15 protein-coding genes are annotated in these 14,863 nt (G+C 63.6%); 6 read left to right on the forward strand and 9 right to left on the reverse strand.

What is annotated here, in order from left to right; genetic code table 11:
* Positions 1-42: 42 nt before the first annotated feature.
* Positions 43-906 (forward strand): sterol desaturase family protein, encoded by an 864-nt coding sequence (locus TMS3_RS02975; RefSeq protein ID WP_025163761.1) that lies wholly within the window; start codon positions 43-45, stop codon positions 904-906.
* Positions 903-1,505 (forward strand): NADPH-dependent FMN reductase, encoded by a 603-nt coding sequence (locus tag TMS3_RS02980; protein ID WP_025163762.1) that lies wholly within the window; start codon positions 903-905, stop codon positions 1,503-1,505. The genes TMS3_RS02975 and TMS3_RS02980 overlap by 4 nt, the downstream gene beginning before the upstream one ends.
* 25 nt (positions 1,506-1,530) lie before the next feature.
* On the opposite strand, the gene TMS3_RS02985 is transcribed toward TMS3_RS02980, so the two are convergent.
* The 3 genes from TMS3_RS02985 to TMS3_RS02995 form a co-directional block, all read right to left on the reverse strand.
* Positions 1,531-2,289: an SDR family NAD(P)-dependent oxidoreductase gene (locus TMS3_RS02985; RefSeq protein ID WP_025163763.1), complete on the reverse strand. Its 759-nt coding sequence runs from the start codon at positions 2,287-2,289 to the stop codon at positions 1,531-1,533.
* A gap of 74 nt (positions 2,290-2,363) precedes the next feature.
* Complete coding sequence (locus TMS3_RS02990) at positions 2,364-3,731, reverse strand: glutamine synthetase family protein (RefSeq protein WP_025163764.1); 1,368 nt, start codon at positions 3,729-3,731, stop codon at positions 2,364-2,366.
* A gap of 123 nt (positions 3,732-3,854) precedes the next feature.
* The gene (locus tag TMS3_RS02995) at positions 3,855-5,261 is read right to left on the reverse strand and encodes an aspartate aminotransferase family protein (protein WP_025163765.1); all 1,407 of its coding nucleotides are present in this window, start codon (positions 5,259-5,261) and stop codon (positions 3,855-3,857) included.
* 124 nt (positions 5,262-5,385) lie between these two features.
* On the opposite strand from TMS3_RS02995, the gene TMS3_RS03000 reads away from it, so the two are divergent.
* Together TMS3_RS03000 and TMS3_RS03005 are read left to right on the forward strand one after the other, a co-directional pair.
* A complete protein-coding gene (locus TMS3_RS03000) occupies positions 5,386-6,165 on the forward strand; it encodes an SDR family NAD(P)-dependent oxidoreductase (protein WP_025163766.1) in 780 nt (259 codons plus the stop codon).
* An 84-nt stretch (positions 6,166-6,249) separates the two neighbouring features.
* Complete coding sequence (locus TMS3_RS03005) at positions 6,250-6,912, forward strand: GntR family transcriptional regulator (RefSeq protein ID WP_025163767.1); 663 nt, start codon at positions 6,250-6,252, stop codon at positions 6,910-6,912.
* A gap of 44 nt (positions 6,913-6,956) precedes the next feature.
* On the opposite strand, the gene TMS3_RS03010 is transcribed toward TMS3_RS03005, so the two are convergent.
* Entirely contained in the window at positions 6,957-7,367 is a 411-nt protein-coding gene (locus TMS3_RS03010; RefSeq protein WP_025163768.1) for an SMI1/KNR4 family protein, read from the reverse strand.
* Between the two features lie 294 nt (positions 7,368-7,661).
* Between TMS3_RS03010 and TMS3_RS03015 the strand changes: the two genes are divergently transcribed.
* Entirely contained in the window at positions 7,662-8,138 is a 477-nt protein-coding gene (locus TMS3_RS03015) for an aminoacyl-tRNA deacylase (RefSeq protein WP_025163769.1), read from the forward strand.
* Positions 8,139-8,303: 165 nt separating this feature from the next.
* Here TMS3_RS03015 and TMS3_RS03020 read toward each other — a convergent pair whose 3' ends face one another.
* A complete protein-coding gene (locus TMS3_RS03020; RefSeq protein ID WP_025163770.1) occupies positions 8,304-9,131 on the reverse strand; it encodes a Tim44 domain-containing protein in 828 nt (275 codons plus the stop codon).
* Positions 9,132-9,460: 329 nt separating this feature from the next.
* Here TMS3_RS03020 and TMS3_RS25275 point away from each other — a divergent pair, with 329 nt between their 5' ends.
* On the forward strand, positions 9,461-9,637 hold the full coding sequence (locus TMS3_RS25275) for a hypothetical protein (protein ID WP_160321018.1): 177 nt from the start codon (positions 9,461-9,463) through the stop codon (positions 9,635-9,637).
* A 4-nt stretch (positions 9,638-9,641) separates the two neighbouring features.
* On the opposite strand, the gene TMS3_RS03030 is transcribed toward TMS3_RS25275, so the two are convergent.
* From TMS3_RS03030 to uvrD, 4 genes are all read right to left on the reverse strand, one after another.
* Positions 9,642-10,223, reverse strand: a complete 582-nt coding sequence (locus TMS3_RS03030) for a TetR/AcrR family transcriptional regulator (protein ID WP_025163772.1) — start codon at positions 10,221-10,223, stop codon at positions 9,642-9,644.
* 196 nt (positions 10,224-10,419) lie between these two features.
* Positions 10,420-11,514, reverse strand: a complete 1,095-nt coding sequence (locus tag TMS3_RS03035; RefSeq protein WP_025163773.1) for a TRAP transporter substrate-binding protein — start codon at positions 11,512-11,514, stop codon at positions 10,420-10,422.
* Between the two features lie 192 nt (positions 11,515-11,706).
* Complete coding sequence (locus tag TMS3_RS03040) at positions 11,707-12,375, reverse strand: outer membrane protein (RefSeq protein ID WP_025163774.1); 669 nt, start codon at positions 12,373-12,375, stop codon at positions 11,707-11,709.
* Positions 12,376-12,531: 156 nt separating this feature from the next.
* Positions 12,532-14,721: a DNA helicase II gene (uvrD, locus tag TMS3_RS03045; protein WP_025163775.1), complete on the reverse strand. Its 2,190-nt coding sequence runs from the start codon at positions 14,719-14,721 to the stop codon at positions 12,532-12,534.
* Between the last annotated feature and the right edge of the window lie 142 nt (positions 14,722-14,863).

The raw sequence follows: 14,863 nt of genomic DNA on the forward strand, positions 1-14,863 counted from the left end.
GGCTGTCGCCCGGTGCGTCTGCCGGGCTCAGTCGAGGTTGCCATGAATCCAACAACAATCGCCAATAATCCCTCGCTCGTGGTCGGCGCAATCTTTTTCGGCTTCATCCTGCTGGAACTGGCCTGTGGCTGTTTCCGCCAGCCCAAGGGGCAGTGGCGCGACGTCGCCCTCGAGGTGTTCGGTTCGAGCCTGCTGCTCGGCCTGACCTTTCCGCTGATCTTCTTCCTCTGCAACAGCCTGCTCGCCCAGTGGCTGCCCCAGGCGCGCGGCGTGCTCAGCGACTTGCCCTGGTGGGCCGGAGTCGGTCTGTTGCTGCTGTGTGACGACATGACCCAGTACGGGTGGCACCGTCTGGCGCACCGGGTGCCTTGGCTGTATGCCCTGCACCGCGCGCACCACTCGGCGGACTACATGAGCATCCGCATCGTCTATCGCAACAACAGCTTTTACTACCTGCTGATGCCCGGTCTCTGGCTGTCCGCGACCCTGGTCTACCTGGGGCTGGCGGAGATCTACTACGGCTACCTGATCGTCAAGATGGCGGTGATTTTCGGCGCCCACAGCAGCGTGCCCTGGGACGACAGGCTCTACCGCATCCGCGCCCTGCGCCCGTTGATGTGGCTGCTGGAGCGGACCATTTCGACCCCGGCGACCCATTCCGCCCACCACGGGCAGAACGCCGCCGATGGCGTGACCCACTACAAGGGCAACTTCGGCAACCTGCTGTTCTTCTGGGACGTGCTGTTCGGCACGGCGAAGATCACCCGGCGTCGGCCCCAGGCCTTCGGCGTGGAGAACCTGCGCCCGGTGAGCTGGCAGCATGAGCTGTTCTGGCCGCTGGTACGCAGCCGCAAGCCAGTCAAGGCCAGCGGGTCTCGGGCGCTGAGTGACGGAGCCGGGCAATGAGTCTGAAGCTGGTGTTGCTGGCCGGCTCCAGTCAGCCGTCCAGCCAGTCGGCCAAGGTCGCCGCCTACCTGCAGCGGCGCCTGCTGGAGCTGGGCCATTGCGCGCCGGCGGACCTCAGCCTGATCGACCTCGGCGCCACCCCGCTGCCGTTGTGGCCGGCTGAGGATCAGGCCGGTGCCTGGGCCGACTGCGCGGCGCTGCTGCGCGAGGCGGACGGCCTGGTGCTGGTCAGCCCGGAGTGGCACGGCATGGCCAGCCCGGCGCTGAAGAATTTCTTCGTCTACGCCGGGCGCCGCGAGCTGGGGCACAAGCCGGGGCTGCTGGTTGGTGTCTCGGCCGGGGTCGGTGGCGCCTATCCGTTGAGCGAGCTGCGCGCCTCCAGCTACAAGAACTGCCGGCTGTGTTATGTGCCCGAACAGCTGATCGTGCGCCAGGTGGACAGCGTGATGAACGGCGACGCGCCGATCGATGAGGCCGATGCGCGAATCCGCGCGCGAGCCGACTGGGCGCTGCAGGTGCTGGTGCACTATGCGCAGGCCATGCGCCCGCTGCGCACGGCGATCCAGTTCGAGTCGGCGGCCTTCGCCAACGGCATGTGAATGATGGCAGGTGCGTGATGCCGGCTTATTTGCCGGCCGAGAGGCCGAAGTCGATCGCCAGATCGGCGCCGGTGATGGCCTCTGCATGTGGCTGGCACAGGTACCAGACCAGCTCGGCGATTTCCTCGGGACGCAGGAAGCGCGCCTCGCGGCCCTGGGGGTACTGGCTGAGCAGCTCGCGCTTGTAGGCGTTGGGGTTGCCCTTGCCATAGCGTTCGGCCTGGTAGTCGAGCATCGGCGTGGCGATATCGCCGGGCGACACGGCGTTGACCCGTACGCCGTGTTCGGCCAGCTCCAGTGCCAGGGTCTTGCTCAGCATGTTCAGTGCGGCCTTGCTCGCACAGTAGGCGGCTGAGCCACGGTAAGCCTGACGTCCGGCGTCGCTGGAGATGTTGACGATGCAGCCGCGGCTCTCCATCAAGTGCGGGATGGCCGCCTGGCTGAGGTAGAAGGCGGCCTTCAGGTTGACGCCCATGACCTGGTCGAAGTCCTCTTCGCTGAAGTGCGCCACCGCTCCTTCGCGCCAGACCCCGGCGGCGTTGATCACGGCGTCCAGGCGCCCGGTGCTGGCCATGACCTTGGCGATCAGTTCATGGCAGTTAGCGGCGCTGCGCAAGTCAGCGGTAGTGCTGAAATCCAGCGGCACCTGGGTATTCAGGGCATGCAGACCACTCTTGTCGACATCGGTGCCGGTGACCCGCCAGCGGCTCTGCGAGAAACGCTTGGCAATAGCGCGGCCGAGGCCGCCAGCGGCGCCGGTGATCAGGACAACAGGGGTGCTCATGGGGCGATCCTCCAGATGGGCGGTGGTCAGTCCAGTTTAGGTAAAGCTGGTCACTTTGCGCGGCGCGCGTTGAATCAGGCTTGGCTGAGGTACCAGCGCCAGTCCTGCTCGCCGACTTCGCCCATGAACTGACGATATTCGTGGTACTTGATCGCCAGGAACACCTTGATGAACTCCGCGCCCAGGGCTTCGCGGGCCCAGCTCGAGTGCTCCAGCGCGCGTAGGGCACTGAGCCAGTCGGTGGGCAGGAACTCCGTGGCCTGTGCATAACCGTTGCCTTCGATCGGCGCGCCCGGGTCGATCTGTTTGCGGATGCCCAGATGGATGCCGGCGAGCACGGCCGCGGCGGCGAGATAGGGGTTGGCATCGGCGCCGCAGATGCGGTGTTCGATATGTCGGCTGAAGGCCGGCCCACCTGGCACGCGCAACGACACGGTGCGGTTGTTCACCCCCCAGTTCTTGGCCAGCGGCGCATAGCTGTTGGCCTGGAAGCGGCGGAACGAGTTGGCGTTGGGACAGAACAGCGCCAGCGAGTCGAGCAGGGTGCTCAGCATGCCGCCGATGGAGTGGCGCAGCAGCGGGGTGCCGCTGGGCGCTTCGCTGGCATACAGGTTGTTGCCCTGCGCGTCGGCCAGGCTGACGTGCAGGTGCATGCCGTTGCCGGCCAGGTCGCCGAATGGCTTGGCCATGAAGCAGGCCTGCAAGCCCAGTTTATTCGCCACGCCCTTGACCAGGCGCTTGTAACGGATGCCTTCGTCGATGGCCTGCAGCGCATCGGCGCGGTGCTCCAGGGTGATTTCGACCTGGCCCGGCGCGTACTCGGAAATCGCCGTGCGCACCGGCAGCCCCTGCACGTCACAGGCGGCGTACAGCTCGTCGAGGAAGGGTTGCAGCTGCTCCAGTTCATAGACGCCATAGACCTGGGTAGCCTGGGGCCGCAGACCGTTGCCCTGCCGAGCCGGCAGCGGGCGACCCTGCTCGCCGCGTTCACGGTCGAGCAAATAGAACTCCAACTCCACCGCCATCACCGGGTGATAGCCGTCGACCTTGAGGCTGTCGATCACCCTGGCCAACACATGCCGCGGGTCGGCGACGGCGGCCGGCAGGCCCTGGCTGGGGTGCATGCTTACCTGCAACTGGCCGGTCGGCTGTGCGCGCCAGGGTTGCAGGCACAGGCTGCCGGGCAGTGGATAGGTCCAGCAATCGGCATCGCCAACCTCCCAGGCCAGGCCGCTGTCTTCGACATCCTCGCCATTGATGGTCAGGCCGAGGATGGTGCTCGGCAGTGGGCGGCCGCTTTTATACATCGCCAACAGTTCATCGCGGTGCAGCAGCTTGCCGCGCGGCACGCCGTTGGCATCGATGATAAACAGCTCGATGCTGCGCACCTCGGGGTGTTGGCTGAGGAAGTCTTCGGCTTCCTGAAACGTGGCGAAATGCATGTAAACCTCGTGGGCGCCGGCTTGGGCGCCTATGTCTTATGTATGTAGCCCGGATGCAATCCGGGATGGGTTGACCGAGCCCCATGGCAGCCGGGCTACGCCATGTCGCGCCCTCGCCCTGGCTTATTCGCGGGCGACGGGCATGGCCAGCAATTCACCCAGCGCCTGATCCAGGGTGGTGATCAGCCTGTCGACATCGGCTGCGCAGGTGTCCGGGCAGCACAGGGTCATGTTGTGGAACGGGGTGATGAGAATGCCGCGGTTGATCAAATACAAATGCAGGGCCATCTGCAGGCTGTCGTGGAAGGCCGCTTCGGCCTCGGCGCCAGTCTTCGGCGGCTCCGCGCAGAACTGGAATTCGCAGCGCGCGCCCAGTTCGGTCACCGACCAGTTGAGCTGGTGTTTTCCGATCAGGTGGCGCAAGCCGCCGGCCAGGCGCTTGGCCAGCGGCAGCATGTGGTCGTAGGCGGCCTGGGTCATCACCTGTTCCAGGTTGGCGCGCATGCAGTGCATGGCCAGGGCGTTGGCCGACAGGGTGGTGCCCATGCCGCTGTGGCCGTGGCCGCTTGCGCTGGCGTCGCGGCCCGGCTCATGCGCGCGCTGCTGCGCGATGTGCATGGCGTCGGCCATCGCGGCGCTGCAGCCGAACACCGAGCAGGGCACACCGCCGGCGATCGGCTTGCCGACCACGAAGAAGTCCGGGTCTAGGTTCCACAGCCGGGTGCAGCCACCGATATCGGTGGAAATGGTGTGGGTTTCGTCGATGATCAGCAGGCTGCCATATTTACGCGTCAATTCGCGGCACTGCTGCATGAAGCCCGGTGCCGGCAGCACCATGCCGATATTGGTCATCGCCGGCTCGCACAGTAGGGCCGCCACGTCGCCTTGGGCCAGCGCGGCTTCCAGCGCCGCCACGTCGTTGAACGGGATCGAGCGGCTGTGTTCGGTGAGGTCGTAGGCCTGGCCGATCAGGCCGGCACGATGCACCGTCTCGCCGTCGCGGCAACGCACCATGACGTCGTCCACGGTGCCGTGGTAGCAGCCATCGAACACCAGCAACACCTTGCGCTGAGTGATGGCACGGCTCCAGCGTACGACGAAGCGGTTAGCGTCGGTGGCGGTGGTCGCCACCTGCCAGTAGGGCAGGCCGAAGCGCTCGGCCAGCAGTTCGCCGGCGATTACCGCATCCTCGCCGGGAAGCATGGTGGTCAGGCCGTTGTCGCCTTGTTCAGCCAGGGCCTTGGCGATCGGCGCCGGCGAGTGACCAAACATGCTGCCAGTGTCGCCCAGGCAGAAGTCGATGTACTCATGGCCATCCACGTCATAGAAGCGCGCACCCTTGGCGCGCTCGACGAACAGCGGGCAGGGGGTCGACCAGTCGGCCATCCAGTGCATCGGCACGCCACCGTACAGTGAGTGACGGGCGCGTTCGGCCAGCGCCACGGACTTTGGGTTCTGCTCGAGGAAGCATTGGCGCTCGCGAGCGACGAAGGCTTCCACGGCGGTTTCGCTGATACCACTGGCAGTCATTTCAAAACACCTCGTTCGAATTTCTGCACATTCTTATTTTGTGATCACAAAACTGTCAATTGCTGGCAGATGTACGGGTATTTGTTAGTATTTTGTTTGTTTTGTGATCACAAAAGGAAGTCAGGTGGCTGAGTCAGCGTGGCAGGGGCAGGTTGCTCTGGTGAGCGGAGCTGGAAGTGACAGTGGCATCGGCATGGCCATTGCGCGCCGACTCGGCCGCGCAGGCGTGCGCGTGCTGTTGACGGCCAGCAGTGCGCGTATCCAGCAGAGGGCGACCGAGTTGCAGGCAGAAGGGATAGACGCCCGTGCCCTGGTGGCTGACCTGACTGACGAAGCGCAGGTGGCGGAGCTGGCTGCCTGGGCTGTAGCGCAGTTCGGTCACGTCGACATTCTGGTGAACAACGCCGGCATGGCCATGCAGGGCAGCCCGGAGCCGTTCGCCGAGGTGGCGGCGATGGATCTGGCGACCTGGAACCTGTCGCTGGCGCGCAACCTGACCACCAGCTTCCTGCTCACCCGCGCCCTGCTGCCGGGTATGCAGGCCCGAGGTTACGGACGCATCGTCAACATCAGCTCGACCACCGGTACCCGTGGCAGCAACCGCGGCGAAGCGGCCTATAGCGCGGCCAAGGCCGGTCTGCTTGGCTTGAGTATGGGCTTGGCGCTGGAGGTGGCCAAACAGGGCATTACGGTGAACAGCGTGGCACCCGGATGGATCGCCACCGGCTCGAGCACCGACCAAGAGCAGCGCGCTGCGTCGTACACTCCCCTGGGACGCGCCGGGCGTCCAGAGGAGGTTGCCGGAGCCGTGGTCTTCCTGGCATCCCCTGAAGCCAGTTACATCACCGGCGAAGTGCTGGTGGTGGATGGCGGTAATTGTCTAATCGAGAACAAGGCGCCCTGAGCGCTAAGGAATAACCCATGCGTAACTGTCTTCTGACCCTCAACCAACTGCCGGCGCCGCCGACATGTGCAGGGTGACCCGGACATGGCCGACAACCTGCAGGAGCAACTCTACCAACGAATCCGCGAGGCGCTGCTGGCGGGGCGTTTTCAGCCCGGCGAGCGGATGAAAATCCGCGACCTGGCGGCCGCCTGGGGCACCAGCCCGATGCCGGTGCGTGCGGCGCTGCAACGCTTGGTCGCCGAAGGCGCCCTGGAAGGCGAACAGCAACGTTCGGTACGGGTACCGGCGATGACCCGTGAGCGCTTCCAGCAGATTTCCCTGGTGCGCCTGAGTCTGGAGGGTTTGGCGGTCGAACAGGCCGCACCGCGTATCGGCGAGGCTGAGATCGCGCTGCTGCACGGCTGCATCGTGCGTATGGAACAGGCGCTGGAGCAGCGCGATGTGCAGGGCTACCTGAAGGACAACAGCCAGTTCCACATGACTCTGTACCGCGCCTGCGGCAATCCGATTCTACTGCGCATGATCGAGAGCTTATGGCTGCAGGTCGGGCCGTTTTTCAACCGTCTGTTTACCGAGGCGGACCTGTTACTACGCCTCAACGACTTTCATGAGGACGTTCTGAAAGCCTTGTTGGCGGGCGATGGCAGGGGCGCGCGAGCGGCGATTGAGCAGGATCTGAGCTTCTTCGGCCAATTCCTGCTCAATCTGCTGGATTTGGACAGCGCGGCGCGCGGTTTAGGTTGAGGGCTGAGCCTCGGGCCGCGCGCTGCGCAGCCCGGGCCAGGTGCTCAGCTCTCCAGCCAGATGTCGCGGACCCAGTGCCAGACCGACTCCCAGGTCTCGTCTTCGTTGAGCTCGCCGGTCTCACCTTCCCACAGCAATACAGTGCCGTCCTCTTCGACGCAGTAGTAGTTGCCTCGATCCTCGCAGATCGGCACCAGTTCGCGCGGTACGCCCAGCGACCAGGCCATCGAGGCCACTTCCGGCAGATAGGTGTGTGACTGCGGGTCGGCAGCAGTAACCGGCTCCAGGCGGCCGTAGACCACATCGCTGACCTGGAGCAGGAACTCGCGCAGTCCGTAGGGCAGGTGGATCAGGATCTGCTCCTGGATTTCCACCAGGGTTTCCTCATCCGGTAGCTCCAGAGGCACCGGCACGGGTTCGTTCATTTCGCGCAGTTGTTCGATGACTTCTTCCACGGCAATAGGCCCTCAATGCATGTTGATGCGCTTTATACAGTAGCTGGCGTCAGGAATAAAAAGCATCGTGCGCTGCGCCGGTGGGTTCTGGTTGCAGGGCCGTTCCCTCGGCTGAGAGTGCATAGGGATGCGCACTGGGTTTGCGCCTCTACAGATAGACCCAGTACTGCTGTCGAGGGCACCCGTCTAGCACCAAGTGTTGCAGCCTGACGCGGGCACGCGGACTAAAATTTAAGCATGGGATTGTCGCTTAGCCAGCCACTCTGGGTATGGGTGAGCAACGGGAGGTGAATCATGCATATGGCAGCAACCTTACAGCGCAGCCTGGAACAGGCGCAGTGTCAGTTCGATCTGGTGCCACACCCGCATTCGGCAGGGAGTCTGGAGTCGGCGCGGGTGGCCAACATTCCGGCAGAGCGTCTGGCCAAGCCGGTGATTCTGGATGATCGCCAGGGCCACTACCTGATGGCGGTGCTGCCGGCCAGTCGGCACCTGGATATGAGCATGGTGTGCAAAGGGGCCGAGCATTGGCAGCTCACCAACGAGTCCACTATTGCGGGTCTGTTCAAGGATTGTGAGCTGGGCGCTGTACCGGCGGTAGGTGAACCTTACGGGATGAGCATGCGGGTCGATCCGCAGTTGACCCGACAGCAGGATATTTATTTCGAGGCCGGCGATCACGAGAGCCTGGTGCATATGAGCACCGATCAGTTTCTCAAATTGGTGCCGCGTGCCGAAGTCTGTGAGCTCTGTCCGCAAGGGCCCGCCTAGGCCGTCGGCGCCGCCGATCTTCTATTGGCGCCGCTCGATCGCCCAGCGCCAGCCGCATCGTGTCGGTCGGCCGCGGCCGAAGGGACACCGCTGAGTGTCGGTTGTTGAGCATACCGGCATAAAAAACCCCAGGCTTGCCTGGGGTTTTTTGAGCAAACGAACCGATCAGTTCTGGCGAATGCCCGCCACCAGCCACGGCTGGTTGTCGCCTGCTGCGCGCTCCAGGCGCCAGCTTTCGCTGAAGCTTTCGCCCTGGTCGAAGCGCGAGGTCTTGGCCTGGCCGACGAAGGTCAGGGTAGCGACAGTCTTGTCGGCCGTGTCATCGACGCCGTCCAGCTGCACTTCGAGGTTGTCGATATAGGTGGACTGGAAGCCGTCGCCCAGGTCGGCGCGTTCCTGAGTCAGGAAGCTGAGTAACTGAGGAGTGACGAACTCGGCGATCTGCTCCATCTCGTTGGCATCCCAGTGCTGTTGCAGACTGAGGAAGTGCTCGCGGCCGGCGGCAATGAAGCTTTGCTCGTTGAACCAGGCTGGCGCATTGATCACCGGTTTGATCGCCGCCGCGCTGCCGCCGAAGATCGGGCTGGCAGCGGCCGGCATCTCGCGCTGGTAGGGTGCGCCATTGGCGGCCATGGGCTGGCTGCGTTGGCGACGGGCGGCTAGGAAACGGAACAGCAGGAAGGCGATCAGGCCGAAGATCAGCATGTCCATGATCTGCAGGCCTTCGAAGCCATCACCCATGAACATCGAGGCGAGCAGGCCACCGGCGGCCAAACCGGCCAGTGGGCCGAGCCAACGCGAGGCACCGCTGGCGGCGGCGGGTTGGCGACCGGCGGCGGTGGTGCTGGCGGCCGGTTGCGACGAGGTCTGGCGAGTCTGGTGGCTCGGCGCGGAGCCGAAGGATTTAGCACCGCCAAAGCGCTTGGCATGGGCTTCGAAACTGAACGTTAGCGCCAGGCAGATAACCAGGGCGATGCTGAGGAAACGCTGCATGATGGAGATGCTCTCGGTTTGTGGAACTACGCGCGGCATCTTGCACGTCCTGCATGACGAAGGCCAGCCGCAGAGTGTTTCGAGCTTTTGCTTTTTAGCTGTAGCGGTGCCAGCGACAGCCACGCGGATACTCTTCACCACCGTCTGCTGAGGCGCCGTTGTCATGTAAAGCCCCAAAGCCTTTGCCTGGGGCGAGGAGGCGGTACATGCCTAGGCTCGGATCGAGGTATTCGACGAGCGGCAGCGTTTGCCGGCGCAAGTCAGGCGCATGAGCAAAACCGGCGCAACTCTGAGCGATCGCCGGTGCCCCGATCGACTCTATCGGCAGCATGCTCGGGGCTATTGTCGGTTTCAGCGTGCCGATTCTGCGCGTGCACGGCATCAACCAGTTCAGTCAGAACAAGCAGGCCTGCGTCTTCGCCGGCGTGCAGGCTGGGCTGCAACAATCGTCGTGGCCGACCGAGCAGCGCCTGGCTGTGTTTATGGCGAATTTGCCAACCCACTAGCCTGCTAGGTCTGGCGCAGCAGCATCAACAGCGGGCCGCCGCGCAACTGCCGCCGCAGCAGGGCGCGGAACTCCGCTGGGTCTTCTTCGGAATGGCGCAGCCAGTGAATAAAGCAGCGCAGGTAGACACCGCTGAGCAGGCTTTCCTCGGCAATGCGATGCAGGTACAGGCTTTCCCGCCGGGCGGCCTCGCGCCACCATTGCACGGTGCGGCTGATGCGTAACAGGCCCAACACCTGCAGGTGCAGATGCCCGGGTTCGAGTTTGTAGAGCAGCATCTGTCCGGTTACCGCGCGGTGTGCAGCCAGGCTGTCGAGCCAGGCGATCAGCAGCTCCTCCAGGCACTTGGCAGGCGTCAGGGCGATCAGGTCGGCAGCTTTGGCGCGGGCCAGCAGGGCGCGGTCGGCACGGTCGAACCAGGTTTCGACCAGTTGATCCTTGTCGCGAACATGCGCGGCAATGGCGTCCAGACCGACGCCCAGGTGTTCTGCCACCTCGAACAGGTGCAGGCGCTCCCAGCCGCAGTCATCGGCCAGTTGCAGCGCCGCGTCGAGGATCTGCTCGGCATTAACAGTCGGTTTTTTCATCGGCTCACCTCGCTTTCGAGTATGGGCCGGCAGTGGGCTAGCGGTGGCTGCAAACGACAAACGGAGCCGAGAGGCTCCGTTTGTATATGAATGGCTGCTGTCCATCCCTATCGGTGCCTCTGGATGGACCAGGGCTGGCCGCACCGCGGTTATTCCCGGATTTCATCCGGGCTACGGCCTGGCTTGGATGGCTGGCTCAACGCCAGTTGTACAACTCCTTCTCGGACAGCTGGTGCATCTGGCTGACCTGGGCCTGGAAGGCTTTCATCGAGGCCCAGATACGCCCGTTCAGTTCGTTCTGCGCGGCCAGTTCGCCGAGTACTATTTCGGCCTCGAAGTGCATGGCGTCGAGCACCTCGTCGGGGAAACGCTTGAGCAGGGTGGCCTGTTTCTTCAGTTCATCCAGGGCCAGGGCGTTGTGATAGACGTAGTCGTCCAGCATGTCCTGGTTGGCCGCGCGGGTCGCCTCGGTGAGGATCGCCTGCAAATCGGCCGGCAGGCCGTCCAGGGCTTTCTGATTGATCAGCAGCTCCAACACCGCCTGGGGTTCCTGCCAGCCCGGGTAGTAGTAGAACTTGGCCGCCTTGTGCAGGCCGAAGGCCAGGTCGTTGTAGGGGCTGACCCAGTCGGTGGCGTCGATGGCGTTGGTCTGCAGGGCGGTGAACACCTCGCCGCCCGGCAGGTTGACGGTGGTCGCGCCGAGGCGGTTGAGCACTTCGCCGCCGAGGCCCGGCATGCGGATCTTCAGGCCCTTGAGGTCATCCAGTGAATTGATTTCCTTGTTGTACCAGCCGCCCATCTGCATGCCGGTATTGCCCACGGCCATGGGCTTCACGCCGAAGGGGGCATAGGCCTCGTCCCACAGCTGCTGACCGCCACCCTTGCTCAGCCAGGCGTTCATTTCCGAGGTCGACAGGCCGAACGGCACGGCGGTGAAGAATTGCGCGGCCGGCACCTTGCCCTTCCAGTAATAGGCGGCGCCGTGACCGAGCTCGGCGGTGCCGCGTGACACCGCGTCGAACACCTCCAGCGGCGGCACCAGCTCGCCGCCGGCGTAGACCTTGATGGTCAGGCGGCCGTTGCTCATGGTCGCGACCCGCTCGGCCAGGCGTTCGGCGGCGGTGCCCAGGCCGGGAAAGTTCTTCGGCCAGGCGGTGACCATCTTCCACTGAAAACTCTGCACCGGCGCGACAGCGGCTTGCTCGGGGCTGGCTTTTTCGTCATTGCAGCCAGCCAGGCCGAGGGCGGCCAGCAGGGCCAGGGTGGCGCCGAGAAGGTTGCGGTGATTCATCGAGGCATCCTTAAATGTCTGTCTTATTTATGCGGCAGCTATTACCAAGCAGCTCAAGGAGTGTTTAGCGCTGGAGCGTCGTCTTGATTGAGCACTTGCAAGACGACTCGCACTCCAGCTGTGGAAAAGGCTTCTTTCCACAGTGCACTGCCTAGGAGGTAGATTCTTGAGCTTACTTGAGGCTGCCGTTCGTTAGAACTGGTAGGCAATACCCGCCTGTAGCGCTTGGCTGGTCAAGCGCTGCTTGTACTCTTCGCCCCACAGGTTGGCGGGCACCATTTCCGTACCGTAGTCCGCGTAGCGGTATTCCAGTCGCGCGGAGATATTGGCGTTCAGCAGGTATTCTGCGCCAACGCCAGCCACCCAGCCGTCTTGCCAGCGGGTATGTGATTCCTTCACTTGGGCCAGTGTGTCCTGCCAGGTTCTTTCGACCCGTACCGCCGAGTAGCCTGCGGTGGCATAAAGCAGGAACTGCTTGTTGAAGAGATAGCCTGCGCGGCCTCTTAGCGATCCGGCCTCAGTCAACTCAGTCGTGGCGTGATAAGACGGATCAGGCTGTCCGTTAAAGGCCTGATAATCGCGGTCGGTGTCATCGGCGCGGCCTTCGTAGTCGGCCTCTATTCCGAGCAACAGATTATTTTCAAAGGTCCAGTTATAGCCTGCCAAGAGACCGTACTGGATGCCTCTGGGGTTGGTGGTTTGCGCCCAGTTGCTTTTTACCCCGGTGGTCTGAAACTGGCCCTTGCCTTCATCTTCGCTCCAGCTGTAGCCGCTGTAGGCACCCAGATAAGGCCCATTGAAATTGTCTGCGAGGGTAACGTTCGAGGCGATCAGTGCAGCCAGGAACAATGGATATTTCATGCTTTCTTCCCTGTATTATTTTTAGAGCGAGCTGAAACGCTCAGCATCTTTGAATGTGGGGTGTATTGGCGGACACGTTTTTAGCGCGGCCCCGAGAGGCAAGTCCAGCAGGCCTCATTATTTAAAGTGTGTCCCTATTCCAACTGGCGCCAATTCTTACAGTGCTTCCAGCTTGGCGTAACTGAGCATCAGCCATTTGCTGCCTTCGCTTTCGAAGTTCACCTGTACCCGCGCCTGCGCGCCGCCGCCCTCGAAGTTGAGGATGGTGCCTTCGCCGAACAGGCTGTGTTGTACACGCTGGCCGAGGCTGAAGGCGGTATCCGGCACGGCGCTGCCGGCGAACATACTGCCGCCGCTCATGCCGCGATTGCCTGAGCCCATGGGCCGGGTGACGCTGTTCGACAGGCGCACTTCCTGGATCAGTGCGGGCGGAATCTCGCGGACGAAGCGCGACACCTTGTTATAGGTCTCGCTACCGTACAGGCGACGGGTCTCGGCGTAAGTGATCACCAGCTTCTGCATGGCGCGGGTGATGCCGACATAGGCCAGGCGCCGCTCTTCTTCGAGGCGGCCAGGTTCTTCCAGGCTCATCTTGTGCGGGAACAGGCCTTCTTCCACGCCGACCAGAAACACCTGGGGGAACTCCAGACCCTTGGCGCTGTGCAGGGTCATCAACTGGATGCTGTCTTCGTTTTCCGCTGCCTGGGTGTCGCCGGCTTCCAGTGAGGCATGGCCGAGGAAGGCCTGCAACGGCGACTGCTCGTCGCCTTCGTCGTTCTCGAAGGCGCGCGCGGCGCTGACCAGTTCTTCCAGGTTCTCGATACGAGCCTGGGCTTTTTCGCCTTTTTCCGCCTTGTGGTAGGCGATCAGGCCGCTCTGCTCGATGACGGTCTGGGTCATCAGGTGCAGCGGCATGCTCAGCGCCTTGGCGGCGAGGTTCTCGATCAACTCGATAAAGCCGGCCAGGGCGCCGGAGGCGCGGCCGGGCAGGACCTTGCCGGCGAGCATCAGGCCGATCGCCTCCCACATGGAGACGTCATGGCCGCGGGCGTACTCGCGGATCGCCTCGACGCTCTTCTCGCCGATCCCGCGCGCCGGCACGTTGATCACCCGCTCCAGCGCGGCGTCGTTGCCGCGACCTTCGAGCAGGCGCAGGTAGGCCATGGCGTTCTTGATCTCGGCGCGCTCGAAGAAGCGCTGACCGCCGTAGATGCGGTAGGGAATCTTCTCGCGCAGCAGCGCCTCTTCGAGTACCCGCGACTGAGCGTTGGAGCGGTAGAGGATGGCGATTTCGCTGCGCTTGAGGCCGTCCTTGCGCAGGGCGTCCTCGATCGATTCGACCACGTAGCGGGCTTCGTCGTGTTCGTTGAAGGCGGCGTACAGGCTGATCGGCTCGCCATCGCCGTCCTCGGTCCACAGTTCCTTGCCCAGGCGCCCCTGATTGTTGGCGATCAGTGCGTTGGCGGCCTTGAGGATGCCGGCGGTGGAGCGGTAATTCTGCTCCAGGCGGATGGTTTCGGCGTCCGGGAAGTCGCGGCTGTACTGGTGAATGTTTTCGATCTTGGCCCCGCGCCAGCCGTAGATCGACTGGTCATCGTCGCCCACTACCATCAGGCTGTCACCGTCCTTGGCCAGCAGGCGTAGCCAGGCGTACTGCACGGCGTTGGTGTCCTGGAATTCGTCGACCAGGATATGCCGGAAGCGCCGCTGGTAGTGCTCGAGCAGGCCCGGCTTGTCGCGCCACAAGTCGAGGGCGCGCAGTAGCAACTCGGAGAAGTCGATGACCCCGGCGCGGGCGCAGGCCGCTTCGTAGGTTTCGTAGATTTTCAGCATGGTGGCGAGGAACAGGTCGCCGCCGGGCTGAATATGCTGCGGACGCAGGCCTTCGTCCTTCTGCCCGTTGATAAACCACTGGGCCTGGCGCACTGGCCAGCGCTGCTCGTCCAGGCCCAGTTCGCGGATCACCCGCTTGACCAGGCGTTGCTGGTCGTCGGAATCGAGGATCTGGAAGTTTTCCGCCAGGCCGGCCTCCTGCCAGTGCGACCGCAGCAGGCGATGGGCCAGACCGTGGAAGGTGCCGACCCACATGCCGGCCGGATTCATACCGAGCATCTGTTCGATGCGCGCACGCATCTCGGCGGCGGCCTTGTTGGTGAAGGTCACCGACAGAATGCTGTGCGGTGAGGCGTTGACCACCTGGATCAGCCAGGCGATACGGTGCACCAGCACACGGGTTTTGCCGGAGCCAGCACCGGCCAGGACCAACTGACGGCCCAAACCGGCCGCTACGGCCTGGCGTTGAGCATCGTTGAGGGAGTTCAGCAGAAGAGAGAGATCGTCGCGCATCGCGGCATTCTAGGGGGCGGGCGCAGGCAGGGCAAACCGCAGATGAGCACACCGTGAGCAACTGACGACTGGCAGGTCACCAGCACGGCCAATGCTTGCCGGGCCGCGCCCCGTAAAAAGTTAGGCCGGCCGGCGGGGAAAT

It is taken from the genome of Pseudomonas taeanensis MS-3, from assembly GCF_000498575.2.
Classification (GTDB): domain Bacteria; phylum Pseudomonadota; class Gammaproteobacteria; order Pseudomonadales; family Pseudomonadaceae; genus Aquipseudomonas; species Aquipseudomonas taeanensis.

Coding starts and splice junctions, on each gene's coding strand:
- TMS3_RS03030 (WP_025163772.1), bottom strand. CDS start 10,223: ATGAAAAAACCGACTGTTAATGCCGAGCAGATCCTCGACGCGGCGCTG.
- TMS3_RS02990 (WP_025163764.1), bottom strand. CDS start 3,731: ATGCATTTCGCCACGTTTCAGGAAGCCGAAGACTTCCTCAGCCAACAC.
- TMS3_RS02985 (WP_025163763.1), bottom strand. CDS start 2,289: ATGAGCACCCCTGTTGTCCTGATCACCGGCGCCGCTGGCGGCCTCGGC.
- TMS3_RS02995 (WP_025163765.1), bottom strand. CDS start 5,261: ATGACTGCCAGTGGTATCAGCGAAACCGCCGTGGAAGCCTTCGTCGCT.
- TMS3_RS03040 (WP_025163774.1), bottom strand. CDS start 12,375: ATGAAATATCCATTGTTCCTGGCTGCACTGATCGCCTCGAACGTTACC.
- TMS3_RS02980 (WP_025163762.1), top strand. CDS start 903: ATGAGTCTGAAGCTGGTGTTGCTGGCCGGCTCCAGTCAGCCGTCCAGC.
- TMS3_RS02975 (WP_025163761.1), top strand. CDS start 43: ATGAATCCAACAACAATCGCCAATAATCCCTCGCTCGTGGTCGGCGCA.
- TMS3_RS03020 (WP_025163770.1), bottom strand. CDS start 9,131: ATGCAGCGTTTCCTCAGCATCGCCCTGGTTATCTGCCTGGCGCTAACG.
- TMS3_RS25275 (WP_160321018.1), top strand. CDS start 9,461: ATGCTCGGGGCTATTGTCGGTTTCAGCGTGCCGATTCTGCGCGTGCAC.
- TMS3_RS03035 (WP_025163773.1), bottom strand. CDS start 11,514: ATGAATCACCGCAACCTTCTCGGCGCCACCCTGGCCCTGCTGGCCGCC.
- TMS3_RS03015 (WP_025163769.1), top strand. CDS start 7,662: ATGCATATGGCAGCAACCTTACAGCGCAGCCTGGAACAGGCGCAGTGT.
- uvrD (WP_025163775.1), bottom strand. CDS start 14,721: ATGCGCGACGATCTCTCTCTTCTGCTGAACTCCCTCAACGATGCTCAA.
- TMS3_RS03005 (WP_025163767.1), top strand. CDS start 6,250: ATGGCCGACAACCTGCAGGAGCAACTCTACCAACGAATCCGCGAGGCG.